The following is a 20,675-nucleotide window of genomic DNA, read 5'->3' on the forward strand; positions in this document are numbered from 1 at the left end:
CTCTCCTGCAAAGAAAGAGGCTTTTAAACCCCACTCTGTTGTAGATAACGGGTGTATAGGGTTAGACTAACGAGGTTAGAAGCAAAACATAATACTTTTCAAGTATCCTCTTAGAGCTTGCCTAGAAAGTATAATTTTATAATTAGTTTATTAGTGAATTAGGCAATGACATAACTCTATGAAAAAGAGAACTTAAAGTTGCCCCTTCCAAAGAAAGATTCAAAGCAATTTCAAAAGCCATCTAATTGGAAAATCATCATCATGAGCGTTTTAATCACTGGAGTCGCTGGTTTTATTGGATATCATTTGGCGCAAAGACTACTTGCTGATGGAGAACAAGTATATGGAATTGATAATCTCAATGATTATTATGATGTTAATTTGAAAAAAGCTCGTTTGGCTCAATTAATACCACATACTAATTTTCACTTTCAACAACTAGACTTAAACAATCGCGAAGAGATACTAAAACTTTTTAAAGAACAAAATTTTGATTATGTAATTAATCTTGCGGCTCAAGCAGGAGTACGTTATTCTCTCGAAAATCCTTTTGCTTACGTTGATACTAATTTAGTTGGATTTGCGAATATCCTCGAAGCTTGTCGTCACAGCCAACCAAAACATCTTGTGTTTGCTTCATCGAGCTCGGTTTACGGTACCAATACCAAAATTCCTTTTTCTGTCACCGATAATGTAGATAATCCGGTTTCTCTCTATGCTGCAACTAAAAAAGCAAACGAATTAATGGCGCATTCTTACAGCCATTTATACAGTTTACCTATTACTGGATTGCGCTTTTTTACAGTATACGGTCCTTGGGGCAGACCTGATATGGCTTATTTCAAATTTGTTCGTGCAATTGAAGCAAACGAGCCAATTAATATATTCAATTATGGTAAGATGCAGCGAGATTTTACTTATATTGATGATGTGATTGAAGGCGTTGTCAGAGTGATGCATAAACCTCAAAAAGCACAGGTTGACAAAGCCCATAAAAATGCTCGCTACAAAATATATAATATCGGCAACAACAAACCTGTAGAGTTACTGGAATTTATTCAAGTAATCGAAAAAGCACTGGGTAAAGAAGCCCAAAAGAATTTTTTACCCATGCAGCCTGGAGATGTTCCCCGTACTTATGCAGATGTTGACGAATTAATACAGGATGTAGGATTTAAACCAACTACAACTATTGAGCAGGGAATTGAAAAATTTGTCCAATGGTACAAAGATTTTTATCCTTGTTCAAACCAAGAATTTTCTCAAATTATGTTGTAGACTTGATTGCAACCAGTCATTACGAGAAAATTTATACAAGTCCCCCAATAAAATTAGTTTGGGGGATAATCCAAAAACAAATAAATATACTTTTCAAACATCTTGTAACAGCTATTAGCCTGTAACTAAACACAAATATTCCTCTATACGAGAAAGTAAATCCTGAAAAGGGAAAGGTTTTGTAAGGTAGTCATCAGCACCATAAGCAATAGCTTCCGTTTTCTCTCGTTCGTCACTGCGAGCAGTCATAATAATAATTGGCAATTTTTTACCTTGATTCCGTAATTCTTGCAAAACTGTCAAACCGTCTTTCACTGGTAAACCTAAATCTAGCAGCATCAAATTAAATTGCTTGCTAGAAGCCATTTCAACTGCTTGTTGCCCATCTTCAACGACAGTAGTTATATAACCTTTTTTTCTCAAACCTTTCTGCAAAAAGGCAGCCAGACGAATTTCATCTTCAACAATTAATATTTGGTTCATTTAACTTTTTTTTAAACTACAAATAGGATATGTAAGCTTCAATCATAAAATTGGGATAAGTAATCAAAGATTTAAACTAATAATTACGAACTTAAAAAAAATATTATTTATTTATCTATCTATATAGCAATCCTATTTGAATTTTGAAAAATACTCAGTACATTTTCTGTTCCCTAGCCCCTAGGAGTTATTCAGAAATCAAAACGGATTCCTATAGCTTTGATGGAACCTTATTACCTGATGTCAGATTCTGTCAGAAAAGTTTGAAATAGCTGCTATTCGCACTTAAATCAATGTAAAATTAAACCAATAGTATATTTTCAACAAAAATTGAATGCAAATTAGCATTTCCATTCTTATTTATGAAATACATAACAATACTATATTATCTCTAAATAAATGAAAAATTCATTAAATTTTTATGAGAAAGCTTTCATTTGTTCCAGAGGGTTTTAAGTCGTATTCATTAAAAAACATAATCATTTATATAATTATTTCAGATATAAAAACACAATATGCATAACACTAGTAGTTTGAAATATTCAAGTAAAAATACGGCAATATTTAGCTAATTTCAATATTATTTCGCTTTAAATAATCACAAGGTCTTTGATTATCTTCCTACAGAAACTTCCTGTCAATTACCTTGAGATGAATTGACTTGAGATAAAATTTAAACTCAGGGAAATTTGAAAGCAAAGGATTAATATTTTTGCATCAAATATCCCTAGCTAAATACAACCAGCTATAAAGACAACTTAAAATTATTTTTTTTCTTGCATTTCCAGAAGTTCGGGGATAGTAACGAAGCTGTAACCCTGCTGCCTTAACTTATTAATTATTTGAGGTAGAGCTTTGACTGTATTCGTGCGATCGCCACCACCATCATGAAGCAATACGATACCACCCGGACGTGCGTTTTTTAACACCGTATTGACCATTGTAGCGGGTGCAGGTTTTTGGAAATCGCGAGAATCAGCAGACCACATTAATGTCGCATATTTTTTGTTTTTAGCGTGAGCAACCAAGCCATTGCTTAAATGTCCACCAGGAGGACGAAATAAATTTGTTTTAACTCCCGTCACTTTATAAATTAATTCCGTAGTTTTATCAATTTCAAAAGCAGCAACCTGGGGGTTCATAAAATGATACCAATGATTCCACGTGTGATTGGCGATCGCATGACCATCAGCTACAATTTGCTTACCTAATCTAGGATTATTTTGCAGTGCTTTACCAACTACAAAAAATGTTGCTTTAACATTATTTTTTTTCAATATATCTAATGTTTGTTGAGTAGTCTTTTCCCAAGGACCATCATCAAATGTTAAAGCAATAACTTTTTTATTTTTTATCGGCTTTATCTCATAAATAACCTTGCTATTAAAGCTAGAAGGTGCAGCAGAAAGTAAACTTTGTCTTTTGAATTGCTCGTTTAAAGTGGCTTCCATTGCATTTTGGAATTGTGCAACTAACTGCTGATTATTTGTTGCGGCATTGATAATTTTTTCTTCAGGTTTATCTAAGCCGACAAGTTGAGCCAGTTTTAAATTTACAGGCAATATTAAACTCAAGCACAAAGTACTAGTAATAATAAGTAAGGCGATAAAGATTTTATATGGCAAAATAAAAGACTTACTGTTTTCCACTTGATATTTCTCTCAACAATAGAATGGTTTTTTCTGGGTGACTTTGTTCATCGATTATTGATAGGTATTTATTGATAATTAAATGTGACGGCATCATCCCTTTTGAACAGCAATAACATTCAATCCTTTACAATTAAAAGATTGTAGTTATGTTAATTGCATTTATTGACTTTTATATTTATGTATCTAGAAAAGCTGATTTCAGATTTGCGCCACAAAAATCACTGGACTAAGGCTGCGCGTCACACAACTCGGGTGGTGCGTGACACTAAAGCCCTCATTATTACGTTAAAAATCAAATTAAGTGTCACAGCACCCTACAGCATAAATGTGCCAGTTGCGTAAGTCCTGAATCAATTAGAATAAGCTTTCGCCTACTAACTTTTGACAAAATCTGCGATAGTTACTGATAAAAAATTAAGTTTTACATCAAATTAACTATTTTCGTAGCTTCATGCTATCCCAAGTTAGTTCGCGCAGATTCTTATTTAAATTAGATTGAATTGTATTGAATTTAATTTGCTTTTAGTTAATCTAATAGATTATATAAAAAGCACTTGATTAAATTTAATTTTCTTTCCTAAGTTATTCGCAGCACGTCCTTTATAGCCATTTTCGATTAAGTGCAATACCAAGCGGGAAATCTCATTCTTGCCTACCGCTTGCCTCTCCTAAGATTTTAAGAAGGGCATGTATTAATTCAACTGAAAACCGTTATAGCAGATGGGAAAGACAATACTCAATTGAGCAATTTTAGGTTTATTTTCTTCGCAGGCAAAACTTACAATTAACGTTATTGCCCATCACTTAGAGCATATCAAAATAGAGGAGCAAGCATCTCAGAATATGCAAATACCCTCATTCCAAAATATGAATTGGAAACTAGTCAAGCTTTAATAATAAAATTTAGTCATAGCAGTAGGTTTATAATTCACCTACAAAAAAAATAAATAATTTCATTTATGCACCTACTATTCATACTTCCCGAATTAATCTTAATAAAATTTTGCTGACAGTCAAGTTATTTAAAATACTTACCGATGAATATTTAACAAATTTTATGATAATTAAAAAACTTTTTCCAAAGAATATCATCTTCGTAAGCGATAACCCATACCTCGGACAGTTTCAATCAATTCGTGACCTAATTTTTTTCGTAGATAACCAACATAGACATCTACAATATTTGAACCGGGGTCATAATCGTACCCCCAAACTCTATCTAAGAGTTGTTCTCTACTCATAACTTGCCCTGGATGGCGAAAAAGCGTTTCTGCTAAAGTAAACTCGCGGGCTGGTAAATCTATATTGTCGCCATTTACTTGCGCTTTCCGAGTTCGCAAATCAAGTACTACACTTCCTGCTTTTAGTAGCATCTCTTCTGTACCCTGGGATACCTGACTATTTCGCAACCTCAGCCTTATGCGAGCCAGTAATTCTTCAAACCTGAATGGCTTAGTCATGTAATCATCAGCACCACCTTCAAGCCCTGCAACTTTATCGTTAATATCATCGCGGGCTGTCAGTATAATTATCGCTAAATCTTCTCCCTGTCCCCGTATTTCTTCCAAAACCTCTAAACCATCTTTACCGGGAAGCCCTAAATCGAGAATCAGCAAATCGAAATTATTGCCAATTGCCAAATTGAGCGTTTCTTGAGCATCCGATGCAATCGTAGGGACAAAACCATTAGCACGCAAACCCTTCGCAATAAATGAAGCAATGCGAGATTCGTCTTCAGCAATGAGAATTTGACTCATAATTGATATTAGTTAAAAGCTGTATAATTTTTGCTTAAACATTTACAAAAACTACGAAGGTTGGTAATTGGTAATGACAGACAAGGGAAAATATATTTTTTAATTATTAACTATTTATTGGTAAAATTATACAAAAATTGGCACCTTTTCCAAATCGACTTTCAAGAGTTACTTCACCTTGATGGGCTTCTGCAATCGCTTTAACAATAGATAAGCCTAAACCAGCGCCTTCGGAACGGCGACGACTGTTCGCAGCACGAGCAAAACGTTCAAAGATTCTGCTTTTATCTGTATCCTTAATTCCTTCCCCCATATCCCTGACCCAAAATTTCATTTTACCTCGATCTATAGAAGAGCCGATGGTAATTGTATCGGTATTAGTTGTATGTTGGGCAGCATTTTGAGCGAGATTCATCACTGCTTGAGTCAGCCGCTGGCGATCAAAAATAACCATTCCTTTTGCACTGTTATCAAGACACCAGTTACGTTCGGCTAAGGCTTGAGCTTTGACAAATAACTCTTGGGTAAAATTTTCAACATCTACTGTGGCTAACTGTAAAAAATCCGGACGTTCCGCTTTTGTAAGTAAAATCAAATCCTCAACAAATCGGCTCATCCGATCTAATTCATCAATTACCAAGTTCGCAGTTTCTTCCACTTCTTCTGAATCGTCTCGATCCATTAATTCCAAATGTCCGCGAATAATAGTAATAGGAGTTCGTAATTCGTGCCCTGCATCATTGATAAAATTTCGCTGAGTAGTGAAAGTTGCTTCCAATCTATCCATCATTTCATTGAAAGTGTTTGCAACTTCTGCAAGTTCGTCTTTACCGCGTACAGGAATGCGCTGGCTCAAATCGGATTCGCTAATGGAACGAGCTGTAACGCTAAAAGAACGTAAAGGAGCTAATATTTTTCCAGAAGCGATCCAAGACAGTAGCAAGGCTATACATATAACAATGCTACTTACTTGAATAACAACCCCTACCGCTTCAATTACTTCATCACGTTCGCCCTTGATAGTATGGGCAACTACAAGTACCCCTAAAGTTTCCCCTTTTATTTTCACGGGTTGGGAAAGATAAATAATGCCACCCGTATCGCTATCAAAATCCTTCTCACCTTTTTCTGGCTTAACCAATTTTGACCAGCGACGCATTATTTGTGAATCTTCATCAAATACTTTTGGTCTTGCCCTCGGACTCGATTTAAAAAACTTTCCATCTACAAAAGTAATTAAAAAAGTATCGTCTTCGGGAAGCTGCTTGGTTAAAAATCCATTAAAAAAATCTTTCAATTCCTTCTTGGAAGATGGACGTACAAAACGATTATCCAATTCATTCACCCAATCGGAATCTTGTATTGTTTCAGATTCAGTTAGCGAAAATTCTTTGCTGTCAGCTTCATTTTGAATCAATCGATTAAATGTCTGTATCTTTTCCATCAGTTCTCTACGAACTCTTGTATCGACACGGGCATACAGTAGCTCGCGAAAAGCCGGAATCGACACTAAAAAGATAAAAGTAATAATCAGTACATACCACGCAAGTATGCGGGTTCTAGTCGCCCAAAACAATCCCCGCCACTTATGTAAAGCAGTTTGTGCGGTTTTTGCTGGAGTGTCTGAAGGCTGAGAATGATTTTTTACGGAATTTACACTCACGTTATCTCATTTTGATACTGATTTGACATTAAATATAGTTGTAGTATCACTGTCCCACAAAAAAATCGCCAGCAACACCATCCTCAAGGCAGAGAATTTGTACTACTTGTGTGGATTAAGATATTTTTCTATTATTTGAAAAACAGCTTCAGACACTCCACTGCTGAAGTTCTTATCGAAGTCTATGAACTATTTTTATAGACCAGATAGAAGGTATTATAAATTTACTAAAATTAAGATTTATGAATTTATCGTCAGCGCGACACTTTTTTCATCAGGAGATTCAACAGTCTGACGAGTATATTGACTTAGGAAAGGCAGGTTTATATATCGCTCAAGAAGAATATTCCGAATTAGATATTGAAGAATATTTAAATGCACTAGACGCAATGGCAATGGAATTAGAAGAACGTTTGCCATCAGAAAAATATCCCTTAAAAATTATTCAGTGCATTAATCAATATTTGTATGATGATTTAAAGTTTACGGGCAATATCCAGAATTACTACGATCCCAGAAATAGTTTTTTAAATGATGTAATAGAGCGTAGAGTCGGCATTCCAATTACATTGGCATTACTTTACATCGAAATAGCTCGTCGTATTGATTTTCCCATGATAGGTATAGGAATGCCGGGACATTTTCTAATTCGTCCAGATATTTCGGAAATAGGCATTTTCGTTGATGCTTTTAATCATGGCGAAATCATGTTCCCCCAAGATTGTCAGGAAAGGTTAAGTCAGATTTATCAGCAAAACTTAACATTGCAGCCAGAATTTTTAGCTCCAGTAACTAAAAAGCAATTTTTGGCAAGAATGCTGACTAATCTTAAATATATTTATCTCAATCAGCAGGAACTAGAAAAAGCTTTATTGTGTGTCGAACGAATCTTATTATTATTTCCCAGTGCAGCATTAGAATTGCGCGATCGCGGTTTATTATCCTATCAAATCGGACGCTTCAATCAAGCAGCAGAAGACTTGCAAGCTTATTTACTCCAGGTGCCCGACGCTCAAGACGCTTCTACCATCGTGCGCTTGCTGGAAAAATTAGGTAAAAATCAGTGAACAGCGAACAGCGAACAGTGAACAGTAAACAGTGAGTAGCAAGTATTAAGAATATGTAGTGGGTGCCCGTCTCGCTCCCTCTCTCCCTCGCTCCCTCTCTCCCTCTCTCCCTCTCTCCCTCTCTCCCTCCCTCTCTCCCAATTTCTCGACTAACCAAGAGTTTCTGCCACATGCTTAAGACGACGTAGTTGTGCTTCCATGTCTTGCTTTGTAAATTTTTCAGCAAAGATTTTAAAACCCATAGAAACTATAGGATTAGGAATGCGAAATTCAAAACGATTCACTAAACGAGTTCCATTATTTGTTGGCTGACATTCCCAACGGTCGCTTCCTTTAAAATAACCGTCAAAACCCCACACTATCAGACCTGGTTCTCTTTCCACAACTGTACTAATCAATGTCGGTTTTATTACTGGTATTTGAATAATAAATTTGCTTTTGCTACCTATATCTGTACTCCAATCTCCAACCGGCTCGCAGCATAAAGCAGGATTTAACCATCGATGCATTAAAACACGCTCTGTGATACATTGTTCTACTACTGCGGATGTAGCATTAATTTCAATTGATTGCTCAAAAACTTCTAATGTCGGCATTTCAAATTGTTAATGTTATCTACGCAATTAGATTAACTTAAAACCAACAGTTCTTAGTAAGCCTTGGAGCAATACTAAACTGTTTGTTGCATATATTTTTGAGTATATTTATATACACTGTTTTCAGTAATTGTCAAGTATTTAAATTAGTTTTGTGGGAAAAAGAGTAAATAAAAATAAAAAAAGTAAAAATTAACGTTGATATTAATTATTTGTGAGATTTACTGGTAAATTAAATTGCAAAACACTAATTAAGTTGTCAGGGTGTGGTATTGTTTCAGGCAATAAATCACCATTACATTTAAGGTGTTTTTCGCGATAACACTAAATTTTAAAACTGGAAAACCATGATTTCAACTTGGCAAGATATAACCCAAATGATGGGTGCGGATCTGTCAATAAGAATAGGGACAATTTTGGCACAATCGTCGCCTAACTTGGCTCAAGATGCAGTAGAGGGAGCTGGGAATGTTACTCAAGCAGCTTTGGGGAAAGCAGTAGAGATATTGCCCTCCTTATTAGGTGCTGTTGCGATTTTGGTTATTGGTTGGCTGATTGCTTATATAGCTAAGGCAATAGTCCAAGGGCTACTCAATCGTACCAATATCGACAACCGCATCGCTTCTGGATTAACTGGTAATGACTCTATAGAAGTAGAGAAATTCATCTCTGGCTTGGTTTTTTGGGTCATTTTGCTGATTACCATAGTTGCGGTTTTAGATACCTTAAATCTAAATGTTGCTTCCCAACCGCTGAATTCTTTTCTCAATCAAATTGGGGAATTCTTACCTAAATTATTAGGAGCAGCGATCCTATTGGGAGTAGCTTGGGTAGTAGCGACTCTCGTTAAGACATTAGTAGTCAATGGACTAAATGCTCTGAACGTAGACGAAAGATTAAACTCGCAACAGGATGCTACTAGTAGCAACCAGCTTTCGATTTCTCAGACTATTGGTAGTGCGCTTTACTGGTTTATTTTCTTACTGTTCTTGATGCCAGTTCTAGATACTCTAGGCTTGCAACAGGCTTTGGGACCAGTAAACACTTTAGTCTCAGAAATTCTAGCAATTCTGCCCAATATTTTAGGAGCAGTAATTATCGCCGCTGTTGGCTGGTTTGTGGCTAACATCGTTCGTCGAATTGTAACCAATCTGCTGGCTACAACTGGAGTTGACCATATAGGAAGTAGATTTGGGCTTTCCCAAGCTTCTACAAGCGGACAATCTTTATCTTCGATTTTAGGTACGATTGTTTACGTTCTAATCTTGATTCCTGTTGCGATTGCAGCGCTCAATACTTTGCAAATTCAGGCTATTTCGGTACCTGCAATTGCAATGCTGCAACAGATTCTCAATGCAATTCCTTTAATATTCACCGCTGGAGCAATTCTAGCTGTTGCCTATTTCTTAGGAAGATTTATCTCAGAATTGGTTACCAATATCCTCACCAGTATTGGTTTCAACAATATTTTCTCTGTTCTAGGTTTACCTACACCTGCTAGAAGAACAACTGTTACACCAGAAGGAGAAGTTCCTTCACCAACATCTCGTACTCCATCCGAAATCGTCGGCTTTATTGCCTTTATCGGCATTATGCTTTTCGCTGCGATCGCGGCAATTAATATCCTGAATATCCCAGCTTTAACAGCATTGGTGACAGGTATCACGATTATATTGGGAAGAATTTTATCTGGATTGGTAGTATTTGCTATTGGTTTGTTCTTAGCGAATTTAGCATTCAGCATCATCACCAGTTCCGGAAATGCTCAAGCTCGAGTTTTAGGTCAGGTAGCTAGAATCGCGATTATCGTTTTAGTTTCGGCAATGGCACTACAGCAAATTGGCGTTGCTCCGGATATCGTTAACTTAGCTTTTGGTTTGTTGTTGGGTGCTTTAGCAGTCGCTCTTGCCCTTTCTTTCGGACTAGGCTCTCGCGATATTGCTAAAACTCAAGTACAACAATGGTTAAATTCTTTTAAAACCAAACAGTAATACATAGCTATATTGCAATAGCTATATAAGCATTAAGTGTGGAGTGTGGAGAATGAAATCAACAGGAAACAATTTACTGTTCCCTATTTACCGTTTCCTTTTCTCTCCACCTCTGGTTAACAGTGAACAGTGAGCAGTGAGCAGTGAGCAGTTATAAATACCCCATGCCCAATGCCCAATGCCCAATGCCCAATGCCCAATGCCCAATACCCAATGCCCAATACCCAATGCCCAATGCCCAATGCCCAATGCCCCATTCGCAATTACCGATTCAAACTTTTTTCAGCTTAATTTGTAATTCGCTTTTGATGCGATTCAAAATCGAAGACTCATCAAGATTAGCTAAAATTTTTCCTATAACTGCTTTTGGTCCATCCGGTCCCCAAGTAGCTCCTGCCTGTAAGTATGCTTTGGTAACTTGTCCAATACCATAAGAAGAAACACCAGCAACACCAGCCTGAGTAAGCGCAACCGATACATAAGGACCGAGGCTTATCCCACCAGTCGCTGGCGCAGAAATACCAAGTAAAGTTTTTAAAGAACCCAATCCTAAATTTGCTAGCAGTTCGCTGGCACTGATACCGCCCATACTAAGAGCGATTTTTTGTAGTAGTTTTATCGCTCCGGCTTCCGTCATCGGAATACCGTACAGCCGAGACAAGCCCAAAATTAAGAAAACATCAATAGTTGCAGCACTGAGGATATCTAATACAGTGACTGGGTTAAGAGCAACAGCTAAAGCCTTAGTCATGACGGATTTCCAAATTAACTGATTGGCGGCGGTTTCGCGCAGTGCTAACTTACGCTTTACCAATTGATCGTTAACGTCGTCAGCGTAAAGCATAGTATTAAGAGCTACCAAAGCTTTACCTTCGCGCTGTAAAATCTCCAATATTTTCAGTTTCAGTTCTTCAACTTGGGGTTTGCCCTTGCGTAACTGCACTCCCTTGTTACCGTCAGGACGATGAACTAATGTTCTTACTAAAGGTGAAGCAGCAGCAGTAACAATTTCTGAAGGTGAAAGCAATTCTTTTACACGCTCATCGCGAATCTTTTCGTAAACTGCAATTCTGTCAGCTTTAGGATATTGGTCTACCTTGTTAAATACTAATAAAATTGGCTTGCGAGCTTCTCGCAATTGAGAAAGAGCTTCATGTTCAAGTTTTGTCATATCCCCAGAAATAACAAACAAAATCAAATCTGCTTGTTGTGCAATCTGCTCGGCTAATGCAGTTCGAGTTTCCCCATCAACTTCATCCAAACCAGGAGTATCAATTAACTCTACCTGGGATTGTCCGCTGCTGCTTCTTAAAGTCGCTCGCAGGGCACCACGTTCAGATTCGCCAATAGTTTCTTCATTAATAGTCCAATTAACCGTTTGTGCATCGCGAGTTACACCATGCAAAGGTCCGGTTTCAAAGACTTCTTGCCCAACCATTGCATTTAGTAAAGAAGACTTACCCCTTCCCACCATGCCAAAAGCAGCAATCTGAATAACCATACTTTCCAATTTAGTAAGCATAGTTTCCAAATCGGCAATTTCCATTTCCAGCCCTTGAGTTTCCGATGCACTCAAATCAAGATTCGTTACCATCTCCCGTAAAGCTGTTTGTGCCTGCTTATAGTGAAGTTCCGTTTGAATCTCTTCAAAAGTAAAAATTGCCTTATCTAATTCTTCAGTACTATAAGAATTACTGCTATTAGGTTCGGGTAAAGGTAGTTTAGAAGCCATATTTATTTAGATATTAGATATTAGATTTTAGACTTTAGACTTAAAATCATAAATTTTGTTACGCCTGCTTCCATCCTAATAATTTTTGGATGCAGCAATGGAAAATAGGGCATAGCGGAAAGTAGACAACGAGATAAGGAGATTACAGGTAATAGATACATCACCACATCACCAATGCCCAACGCCCAATTCCCAATCCCCAATGCCCAATCCCCAATCCCCAATTTCCAATCCTTAATTCCCCGTTAACCTTACAATTGGTTGCGAAAAAGTCATAAACTAAAAATTGCATTAAGTAGCGATTATGGACTTGACTGAATAACCTGTGCGAAAAATTGTTATTGCTGGCAACTGGAAAATGTTCAAAACCAGGGCAGAATCCGAGGAATTTTTACAAGGATTTATGCCCTTACTACAAGAGACTTCCGACGATAGAGAAGCGGTACTGTGCGTTCCTTTTACAGATTTAAATGTTTTGTCAAAGAATTTGCACGGTAGTCGTGTCATGTTGGGGGCGCAAAATGTTCATTGGGAAGAAACAGGAGCTTATACGGGTGAAATCTCCGGTTTAATGCTCTCGGAAATCGGTGTACGTTATGTAATTATCGGTCATAGCGAACGACGGCAATATTTTGGTGAAACGGATGAAACCGTAAATCAACGCCTCAAAGCCGCTCAAAAATACGGAATGACACCTATTCTTTGCGTCGGAGAAACGAAACAACAAAGAGATGCCGGAGAAACCGAATCGATAATTACCAACCAAATCAAGCGAGACTTAGTAGATGTTAACCAGAATAATCTGGTAATTGCTTACGAGCCGATTTGGGCAATTGGTACCGGAGATACTTGTGAAGTAACCGAAGCAAATCGTGTTATTGGTTTAATCCGCAGTCTGTTGACTAATAAAAATGTAACTATTCAATATGGAGGTTCTGTAAAACCATCGAATGTTGATGAAATTATGGCTCAACCCGAAATCGATGGTGCTTTAGTTGGTGGAGCAAGTTTGGAATCAGAAAGCTTCGCTCGAATTGTCAATTTTAAGTGAAAAGTTGGGAATGGGGAATTGGGAATTGGTAATGGGTAATTGGTAAAAAGCTGATTTTTCTAACCCTTCTACCCCTTTTTCCCCTCTCCCCATCTCCCTATATTTTTTCAAACTGTAAAAAATAGTAACGATGCTCAATTTCAACTGGGGTACGCGAACTTATCTAATGGGCGTTTTAAATGTTACGCCTGATAGTTTTAGCGATGGTGGGGAGTTTAATGAACCCGCCGCTGCCTTAAATCAAGCCCAAGCTTTAGCGGCTGCTGGTGCGGATATTATCGATGTGGGTGGACAGTCAACTCGTCCGGGTGCCCAACAGATATCTGTGGAGGAAGAACTTGAGCGAGTGCTTTCGGTTATAGAAATTATTCGTCCAAAAATTAACATTCCGATTTCCGTAGATACTACTTCTTCAATTGTTGCGAAGAAAGCTATTAATAGCGGCGCGGATATAGTTAATGATATTTCTGGAGGCACTTTTGATTCTTCGATGTTTTCGACTATTGCGAGTTTAAATGTACCCTTAGTGTTAATGCATATCCGAGGAACTCCTCAGACAATGCAGCAAATGACCGATTATCAAGACGTAATCAAAGAGATATATAGTTTTTTATCCCAACAAATAACCGCAGCGACAACTGCGGGTATTAAAAGAGAAAATATTATTATCGACCCCGGTATTGGCTTCGCTAAAAATTTAGAACAAAATTTAGAAATTTTTCGCCGCTTAGCAGAATTAAAACAGCTTGATTGCCCGATTTTAGTCGGTGCATCTCGTAAAAGCTTCATCGGTCGTATTTTGAAACAACCAGACCCTAAAGCGCGAGTTTGGGGAACTGCTGCGGCTTGTTGTGCTGCTATTTTGAACGGCGCTGATATATTAAGAGTTCACGATGTGGAACAAATGCGCGAGGTTTCAATGGTCGCTGATGCTATTCATAGGCAGCGAGAAATCAACTAAAAGTAAAACTCAACATTGGGAAAATCGGTAAAGGTCAAACTTGATTTACCAATTTCCCAGATAGATTTATTGAGTTTCAATTGTGACCTATAACTAAATTGTTTTGTTGATTAATACAACGCTGCTTAAGATTCAGAACCATTGCCATTTTTAGGTCTTCTTGCAGTATCTTCTGCTACTGTTTCAGCGCTTATTTGTTCGATAATCTCATTTTGACCGGAACCGGGATCTACAAAAATAACTTTGGAATTGGGGCTTTCACCTAATCTATAGCTGGCGTTGATATAATCTTGAGCTACTAGATATCGGAGAATTTCCTTATTTTCAGGAGTACTACGCAAAGCTTCGGAAAGAATTTGCATACTGGTACTGGTACCTTCTGCTTTCTTAATTGCAGCTTGACGTTCTCCTTCTGCTTCCAAAATTGCAGCACGGCTTTTAATTTCAGCAGCGCGTTGATCTTCCATTGACAACCGCACGCTTTCAGGTGGTGTAATTGATTGAATATCTACTCTTTGAATTTCAACTCCCCAATCGGCGGTTGTTTCGTTTAATCGATCCAACAGTTCTTTATCCATTTCGACTCTTGAGACGTTGGTTTCCTCCAGAGTATTTTGAGCGATAATTTCTCGAAGAGAAGTTGTAGTTATTTGATTCAAACCTTGCGCTAAATCATCGATTTGGTAAAAGCTTTTCTCCATATCTTTGATGCGCCAATAAACAACTCCATCAATTTCTAGATAGATATTATCTTTGGTAATTACGTTTTGCGGTTTAATATCGAGTATCTGTTCCCGTGTAGTATCTTCCATGACAATTTGGTCGATAAGGGGAACAATAAAATTGAGTCCGGGACGCAATTTACGATGATATTGCCCCAAGCGCTCTACTAAAGCTTCATTACCTTGGTTAACAATCTTTGCGGACCCAAACCCATAACCTATAAGCGCTACAACTATACCAACAACAATTGACTCCATTTATGCTCCTTGTAAAGCAATAGGGAAATTTACTTTAAGGAAGTAGTAGTTATACAGGTGATATTACTACTTCTTGTCTTTAGTCTAATTAAAAGTAACGTGTAATTTTATTATCACGATCGAGAGACCTCAGACAAGATATTACCCGTACCAGCCCATATCATACAGGTATTATAAAATTTCGTTGTAAATATCTTATTCTTATAACACGCTTGATTATTGCATCATTTTTGCAGCAAGCAACAGCGAGCAGTAACCTATAGGGGAAAGGTGGGACAAGGAGACAAGGAGAATAAATAATTATTACCAATTACCAATTACCAATTACCAATTACCCATTACCTATTACCAGTTATGGATAGGGGGAAGGGAAGACAAGGAGAGAGAGGAGAATAAATAATTATCTTAATTAGCAATTACCTATGCCCAATGCCCAATGCCCAATGCCCAATTATCTATTAGTTAATTTTAACCAAGGTTTAACACTTGCAGGTAATTCAGAATTTAAGCGCAATTTAATTTGCGGTGTAGAAAAAGATTGAGCGTAAGCTGAGGTTAGAAATGGTTGATAATTTTTTGCATCGGGGGCAAGCTGTTTGACAAAGGCGACACTCACGCCTTGAACTAATTCCCGTAAAGCTCTAGCTTCTATTCCTCGTCGCTCTTTAATTACTTGTGTGACTGAATTCACAGGCAACCTATCGTCACTTATACTTAAATGCGTCCCGCCAATTGCTGTTAATAAATACTTCTTGCCACCTAATTTATCAAAAGGCTGTATTTGATGGGTGAGGGCTGGTGTCAGCGAGTCATCGGTTCCGCTTAATATTAAAACTGACTGATTTATTTGACTTAAACCCTGTTCACCAAAAAGTTTACCTACCATTGGATTAAGCGCGATCGCGCTCTTTACTCGCGAATCTTGGAGTTGCAATTTTCTTTGTGGCAAAGAAGCAGCAGCGCATTTTAACCAGTCACCCGGTGCAGAAGATATATTCAAAGACTTATTGCAAAATCCCCGCAATTGCTCGATATTTACTTCTCCTCCGACTACAGCTAAAGCCGTGTAACCCCCCAAAGAATGTCCGATAACGCTTACTTTTTCGGTATTTAATTTGCCTTGCAGCCTTCCCGGTTGATTGTTAAATTTTGTTAATTCATCTAGCAAAAAGCTAATATCTTTCGGTCGATTGATAAATTCTTCGGGACTGATTAAATTTTTTAAATCCGCTGCATTTGCGGCTTGATTGATAGCGCTCATGTTGCTTCCCGGATGTTCTATAGCTGCGACGGTGATACCGTAGGAAGCTAAATGACGCGCCAAATAACTCAAGTTTCTCCGATTAGCACCAAAACCGTGGGAAACAACCACCAATGGCTGTTGGGATTGTTTTACTCTAGTTGAGTAAATATCTAGGGGAATAGTACGATTACGCTTTCTATCTCGCAACGTAATTGTTTGTTTTTCTACTGCCAGATTTCCAGTAATTGCTGGATTAAAATTTCTCAAGTTTTGAGAAGAATATGTTTGATTGCCTACATATAATTCTCGCGCCAGCAAAGAACCAAAGGCTTTACTTTGCAAGCGGTTGGGGTTAAATCTTACTGCTAGACTAATAGCTTTTGTGGCATCAATAGTAACGTTGTCTTGAGGATATGCCTGTAAAAAACCGACGACACTCAAACCGTTAACTTGCCTTAATGCCAAACTAATAGCACCTTGAACGCTTTCAATGCTCGAACCGGGTAAAGCTGTTCTCAATGAACTGATAAATTGTCTGCCGAAGGAAGTTTTTTGTAATTCGTCCGTAAAGTTATCGGCTGCTTGAGGATCTATTTCTAAGCGTTTTTGCAATAATCCTCGCATTCCCCTTGGTAATACTGGCGATAAACCTTGTAGCGATAGTGGTAATTTTCCAGTATTAGCAAATTCTTCTAAATCGGATATTTTTACTAACTGCTCGTAAGGACCAAAGCGAATAGTTATAGTTTGAGCCGCAGAAGCCGAAGGTATACCTAAATTCATGCAGCAAGCAAAGGTTAAGCCACACAATAAACCTTTCGCACCGAATATTCTTGAGAAGAATCTTTGTTTGGCTTTGAATAATATATTACTCATTTATTGGTATTTATACTGCTTGTTTTTAGTTAAATTTGCTTAAAAAACTTCCTTTTTAGCAGAAGCAGTTAAATGAAAGCACTCAAAATGATTGGTAGCAGATGTATTTTGAAATTAAAAAGATTGAATGTAGTCGTTTCAATCAATTGACAATTCTAAAGGCATTTTGTTCCCTTACAGATGCATCAACTAGCTGAAATAAGTAACAAAAGAGACGCTGCAATGCAACGTCTCTAGATTTTTTGATTTCTAGTTGAAGTTTATAAACCGAAGAATCTTAAGAAATTAAGAATGGTACCTATAGGGCCACCAATAGTGTTGATAGTATCGCCAGTTTTGGCTAAACCAGAACGGCTGACTAACACTACATCATTACTACGAAGAATGGGATTAGTTTGCTCGTTAATTCCTGCCTTCAGGTCAACTTTTACCAAACGTTTGGTAACTGAACCGTCAGGATTCAAACGAATTAAGTCAACTTTACCATCGCTAGCCCTAGCATCGTTAAATCCACCTGCTGCTAACAAGGCTTGGTTAAGGGAACTGTTAGGTCTAATATTTATTGCTCCCGGATTTTTAACTTCTCCTACTACGTTGACCTGAATTTGGGAAGGAGACAAAGTTGTTGAAGCTAACTGCGTGGCTTCTGCTGGATTCACCTCAGTTGCGGTTGGGAATACGATTGTATCTCCATCTTGAACAATCACGTCTTGGTCAACATCGCCGCTTGTTAACAATCTCCACAAATTAATATTAATAATTTGCTCTTGACCAGTTCTTGTTGGTCGTCTAATGATAACGTTACGAACATTAGCTTGTGGTGTAATTCCTCCGGCTAATTGCAGCGCCCTGGTTACGGTGGGTTGACCGCTGATGTTTGGAACACCAGTATCTTGAGTTCCACCGGCTTGTGCCTCTCCGGAAGTAACCAAATAAGATCCAGGACGCTGAACTTCACCAACCACTGCCACGGTACGGGGTCTAGTGGGGTCGGCTGCAAAGTTTGCTGCTGCTATATTTCGTGCTGTTGCAATGTTAAAGTTCTGACTGGTTGGCACAAAAATGGTGTCACCATCACGTAAAGTAATATCTTGAGAACGTCTACCTGTTTTTATCAGATCGTCTAAATTGAGGGTGACTGTTTGCTGTCTTCCGTTGGCGAGCTGGCGACGTAACTGTATTTCCGTTATATCAGCGCTAAGGGTTACGCCTTGAGCGGTGGTTAAAGCAGCTAAAACAGTTGGATATTGAATACCTGGATCTTGACCCGCACCACCTTGTAAGCTCAAAGTATAAGCACCGGGACGTGTTACTTCCCCAGCTACAAACACGTTGATAGGACGAGGCGATAATAAATTTACGGAAATAATCGGTCGTCTGAGAAAGCGAGCATATCTTTGTGCAATGGCCTCAGCAGCTTGTTCGGTTGTTAGCCCACCAACGGAGACGCTACCAATTAAAGGTAAGTTAACTGCTCCACCGGGAGGAATTACGTACTCACCGGAATATTCGGGCACTTCAAATACATTTACCTTGATGCGGTCGCCTCCACCCAATGCATAACTTGACCGAATTCTTTGTTGTGCAACAACTGGATTAACTGGTTCCAAAGCAACGGTAACGGCAGTTAGTAACATTACACCCAATAATGGCTGGGCAAAGAATTTTAATAGACCTGTTTTAAGCATATTCACGTTCTAGAATCAAATTTGTAAACCGCCGCTTTAACATTTATTCTTGACTATACTTAAGTATTCAAGTTCCATTACACTTTTATTTTCTAAAATAACCGGAACTTTATCATGGGAAATTGTTTATCAAATTTGAATTTTTAGTAAAGTTAATATAAAGTTTAATTCCTCCTTATACAGAACAAATACTGACAAGTGACAATAAGTACATTGTATTGCTTTGAGATTAATGTACTAATTACACATTCTTCAAATATATAAGTTGTGCTGTTATCCGTTTAATAAGATTCAATCATGCAGGGTGAGCCTGTTTTAATATTTAAATAAAGATAAATCCGAATTGTTACAGCCGCCTCATCAATAAAAACCATATGATGTTTATTCTCAATCCGTTTAGATAACAATTCTGTAATTTTACCCCACAGTTAAAAACTAATAGAAAATTTAAAATAAAACCCATCTACCATGAAATTGTCAAGTCTATCAAATCGTCAAACTTCTGATTTGATTTTTTGCACAAAAAACTCTTCTAATGAAGGTCGATAAGCATTTAAACTTAGTAAATATCCCCCCATTAAACGAAGGCTGGCGAGAAAATCGTACATTTCTCCTTCCAACTCACCTTGCCAACAACCATCGGATAAAGATTTAAGTGACGGCATCCATTTTTGCAAACTTTCCCAATCGCCGCCTTTACCTTTGACTCGATATGTGCTGGGAGTTCCTAACAATTGGGAAACATTTCCAGAACAAATTAACTCACCTTTATGAAGAATTGCAATGCGATCGCAAATCAATTCTACTTCGTTAAGAATGTGGCTGTTGAAAAAAATTGTTTTACCCTCACCCTTCAGGTTTAAAATAATTTCACGCATTTGATAGCGCCCAACTGGATCTAAACCAGACATTGGTTCGTCGAGAAATATCAAATCTGGATCGTTAATTAAAGTTTGCGCCATAGCAACCCGCTGTTGCATTCCCTTACTATAGCGACGCATCAGTTTTTTACGAGCATCAAATTTAGACAACCCAACCAATTCTAATAATTGAGGTATGCGTTGTTTTTGTACCTTTTTCGGGATTTGGAATAATTGGGCGCTCCAAACCAAAAATTCCCAGCCAGTCAGGAAATCGTAAAGATAAGTATTTTCCGGTAAATAGCCGATGTTTTCCTTGGCAGTGCGATCGCCGAGTGGTTTTCCTAATAATAAACCTCGCCCCGAAGTTGGACGGATAATGCCCAACAGTAGTTTGAGTAAAGTAGTTTTACCAGCACCATTTTGTCCGAGCAAGCCAAAAGTCTCTCCTCGGTAGACTTTCAAAGAACAGTTCTTAAGAGACACAACTTTTTGGTTCATCCAAAAACCAGTGCGGTAAACTTTTCGCAGTTCCGAAGTGAGAACTACTGGAGAATCTTGAGTTGTATTGGGAGAAAACGCAGCTTCTTCAACAGACTTCATCAGAACCCACAGAACGGTAAACTAATTACAAGATACCCACTTGTGTGCTGAGAATAACAATTTAATTTGAGAAAAGTTTATTTGCCAGGGAGTAGGAAGTAGTAAGTAGTTAAAATTTTTGACATTTCTTAATTTTTATAAAGCTTCGCATAAATAACAATCCATAAACGTATAGAGAATGTAGATAAGTAATG

Annotated in this window: 15 protein-coding genes; 5 read left to right on the forward strand and 10 right to left on the reverse strand. The window is 37.8% G+C overall.

From position 1 onward, the window contains the following. Positions 1-261: 261 nt before the first annotated feature. A complete protein-coding gene (locus tag RIV7116_RS11945) occupies positions 262-1,278 on the forward strand; it encodes an NAD-dependent epimerase (protein WP_015118553.1) in 1,017 nt (338 codons plus the stop codon). Positions 1,279-1,392: 114 nt separating this feature from the next. Here the strand turns inward: RIV7116_RS11945 and RIV7116_RS11950 are convergent, their stop codons facing one another. The 4 genes from RIV7116_RS11950 to RIV7116_RS11965 form a co-directional block, all read right to left on the reverse strand. Further along, entirely contained in the window at positions 1,393-1,761 is a 369-nt protein-coding gene (locus tag RIV7116_RS11950; RefSeq protein ID WP_015118554.1) for a response regulator transcription factor, read from the reverse strand. Positions 1,762-2,525: 764 nt separating this feature from the next. Then, positions 2,526-3,410 carry a polysaccharide deacetylase family protein gene (locus RIV7116_RS11955; protein ID WP_015118555.1) on the reverse strand — a complete coding sequence of 295 codons (885 nt, stop codon included), beginning with the start codon at positions 3,408-3,410 and terminating at the stop codon, positions 2,526-2,528. 1,091 nt (positions 3,411-4,501) lie between these two features. Further along, complete coding sequence (locus RIV7116_RS11960; RefSeq protein WP_015118557.1) at positions 4,502-5,170, reverse strand: response regulator transcription factor; 669 nt, start codon at positions 5,168-5,170, stop codon at positions 4,502-4,504. A gap of 106 nt (positions 5,171-5,276) precedes the next feature. Beyond that, positions 5,277-6,833 carry a HAMP domain-containing sensor histidine kinase gene (locus RIV7116_RS11965; protein ID WP_015118558.1) on the reverse strand — a complete coding sequence of 519 codons (1,557 nt, stop codon included), beginning with the start codon at positions 6,831-6,833 and terminating at the stop codon, positions 5,277-5,279. A 242-nt stretch (positions 6,834-7,075) separates the two neighbouring features. On the opposite strand from RIV7116_RS11965, the gene RIV7116_RS11970 reads away from it, so the two are divergent. After that, a complete protein-coding gene (locus RIV7116_RS11970; RefSeq protein ID WP_015118559.1) occupies positions 7,076-7,900 on the forward strand; it encodes a SirB1 family protein in 825 nt (274 codons plus the stop codon). A gap of 149 nt (positions 7,901-8,049) precedes the next feature. Here RIV7116_RS11970 and RIV7116_RS11975 read toward each other — a convergent pair whose 3' ends face one another. Further along, the gene (locus RIV7116_RS11975) at positions 8,050-8,496 is read right to left on the reverse strand and encodes an SRPBCC family protein (protein WP_015118560.1); all 447 of its coding nucleotides are present in this window, start codon (positions 8,494-8,496) and stop codon (positions 8,050-8,052) included. 347 nt (positions 8,497-8,843) lie between these two features. Between RIV7116_RS11975 and RIV7116_RS11980 the strand changes: the two genes are divergently transcribed. Next, complete coding sequence (locus RIV7116_RS11980) at positions 8,844-10,487, forward strand: mechanosensitive ion channel (RefSeq protein ID WP_015118561.1); 1,644 nt, start codon at positions 8,844-8,846, stop codon at positions 10,485-10,487. A 271-nt stretch (positions 10,488-10,758) separates the two neighbouring features. Here RIV7116_RS11980 and RIV7116_RS11985 read toward each other — a convergent pair whose 3' ends face one another. Further along, positions 10,759-12,219 carry a GTP-binding protein gene (locus tag RIV7116_RS11985; RefSeq protein ID WP_015118562.1) on the reverse strand — a complete coding sequence of 487 codons (1,461 nt, stop codon included), beginning with the start codon at positions 12,217-12,219 and terminating at the stop codon, positions 10,759-10,761. Between the two features lie 325 nt (positions 12,220-12,544). On the opposite strand from RIV7116_RS11985, the gene tpiA reads away from it, so the two are divergent. Next, positions 12,545-13,270: a triose-phosphate isomerase gene (tpiA, locus tag RIV7116_RS11990; RefSeq protein ID WP_015118563.1), complete on the forward strand. Its 726-nt coding sequence runs from the start codon at positions 12,545-12,547 to the stop codon at positions 13,268-13,270. Positions 13,271-13,436: 166 nt separating this feature from the next. Beyond that, entirely contained in the window at positions 13,437-14,231 is a 795-nt protein-coding gene (gene folP / locus RIV7116_RS11995) for a dihydropteroate synthase (protein WP_232435789.1), read from the forward strand. Positions 14,232-14,356: 125 nt separating this feature from the next. Here folP and RIV7116_RS12000 read toward each other — a convergent pair whose 3' ends face one another. From RIV7116_RS12000 to RIV7116_RS12015, 4 genes are all read right to left on the reverse strand, one after another. Further along, positions 14,357-15,211: an SPFH domain-containing protein gene (locus RIV7116_RS12000; RefSeq protein WP_015118565.1), complete on the reverse strand. Its 855-nt coding sequence runs from the start codon at positions 15,209-15,211 to the stop codon at positions 14,357-14,359. A 451-nt stretch (positions 15,212-15,662) separates the two neighbouring features. Continuing rightward, a complete protein-coding gene (locus RIV7116_RS12005) occupies positions 15,663-17,330 on the reverse strand; it encodes an alpha/beta hydrolase (protein WP_015118566.1) in 1,668 nt (555 codons plus the stop codon). Positions 17,331-17,590: 260 nt separating this feature from the next. Next, on the reverse strand, positions 17,591-19,018 hold the full coding sequence (locus RIV7116_RS12010) for an SLBB domain-containing protein (RefSeq protein WP_015118567.1): 1,428 nt from the start codon (positions 19,016-19,018) through the stop codon (positions 17,591-17,593). Between the two features lie 494 nt (positions 19,019-19,512). Next, entirely contained in the window at positions 19,513-20,481 is a 969-nt protein-coding gene (locus tag RIV7116_RS12015; protein WP_015118568.1) for an ABC transporter ATP-binding protein, read from the reverse strand. Positions 20,482-20,675: the final 194 nt, after the last annotated feature.

Source organism: Rivularia sp. PCC 7116 (assembly GCF_000316665.1).
GTDB lineage: Bacteria > Cyanobacteriota > Cyanobacteriia > Cyanobacteriales > Nostocaceae > Rivularia.

Excerpts from the sequence above, each read along its gene's own strand:
- RIV7116_RS12000 (WP_015118565.1), bottom strand. The coding sequence starts at position 15,211 with ATGGAGTCAATTGTTGTTGGTATAGTTGTAGCGCTTATAGGTTATGGG.
- RIV7116_RS11975 (WP_015118560.1), bottom strand. The coding sequence starts at position 8,496 with ATGCCGACATTAGAAGTTTTTGAGCAATCAATTGAAATTAATGCTACA.
- RIV7116_RS11970 (WP_015118559.1), top strand. The coding sequence starts at position 7,076 with ATGAATTTATCGTCAGCGCGACACTTTTTTCATCAGGAGATTCAACAG.
- RIV7116_RS11950 (WP_015118554.1), bottom strand. The coding sequence starts at position 1,761 with ATGAACCAAATATTAATTGTTGAAGATGAAATTCGTCTGGCTGCCTTT.
- RIV7116_RS11960 (WP_015118557.1), bottom strand. The coding sequence starts at position 5,170 with ATGAGTCAAATTCTCATTGCTGAAGACGAATCTCGCATTGCTTCATTT.
- RIV7116_RS12010 (WP_015118567.1), bottom strand. The coding sequence starts at position 19,018 with ATGCTTAAAACAGGTCTATTAAAATTCTTTGCCCAGCCATTATTGGGT.
- RIV7116_RS12015 (WP_015118568.1), bottom strand. The coding sequence starts at position 20,481 with ATGAAGTCTGTTGAAGAAGCTGCGTTTTCTCCCAATACAACTCAAGAT.
- RIV7116_RS11985 (WP_015118562.1), bottom strand. The coding sequence starts at position 12,219 with ATGGCTTCTAAACTACCTTTACCCGAACCTAATAGCAGTAATTCTTAT.
- RIV7116_RS11980 (WP_015118561.1), top strand. The coding sequence starts at position 8,844 with ATGATTTCAACTTGGCAAGATATAACCCAAATGATGGGTGCGGATCTG.
- folP (WP_232435789.1), top strand. The coding sequence starts at position 13,437 with ATGGGCGTTTTAAATGTTACGCCTGATAGTTTTAGCGATGGTGGGGAG.
- RIV7116_RS11945 (WP_015118553.1), top strand. The coding sequence starts at position 262 with ATGAGCGTTTTAATCACTGGAGTCGCTGGTTTTATTGGATATCATTTG.
- RIV7116_RS12005 (WP_015118566.1), bottom strand. The coding sequence starts at position 17,330 with ATGAGTAATATATTATTCAAAGCCAAACAAAGATTCTTCTCAAGAATA.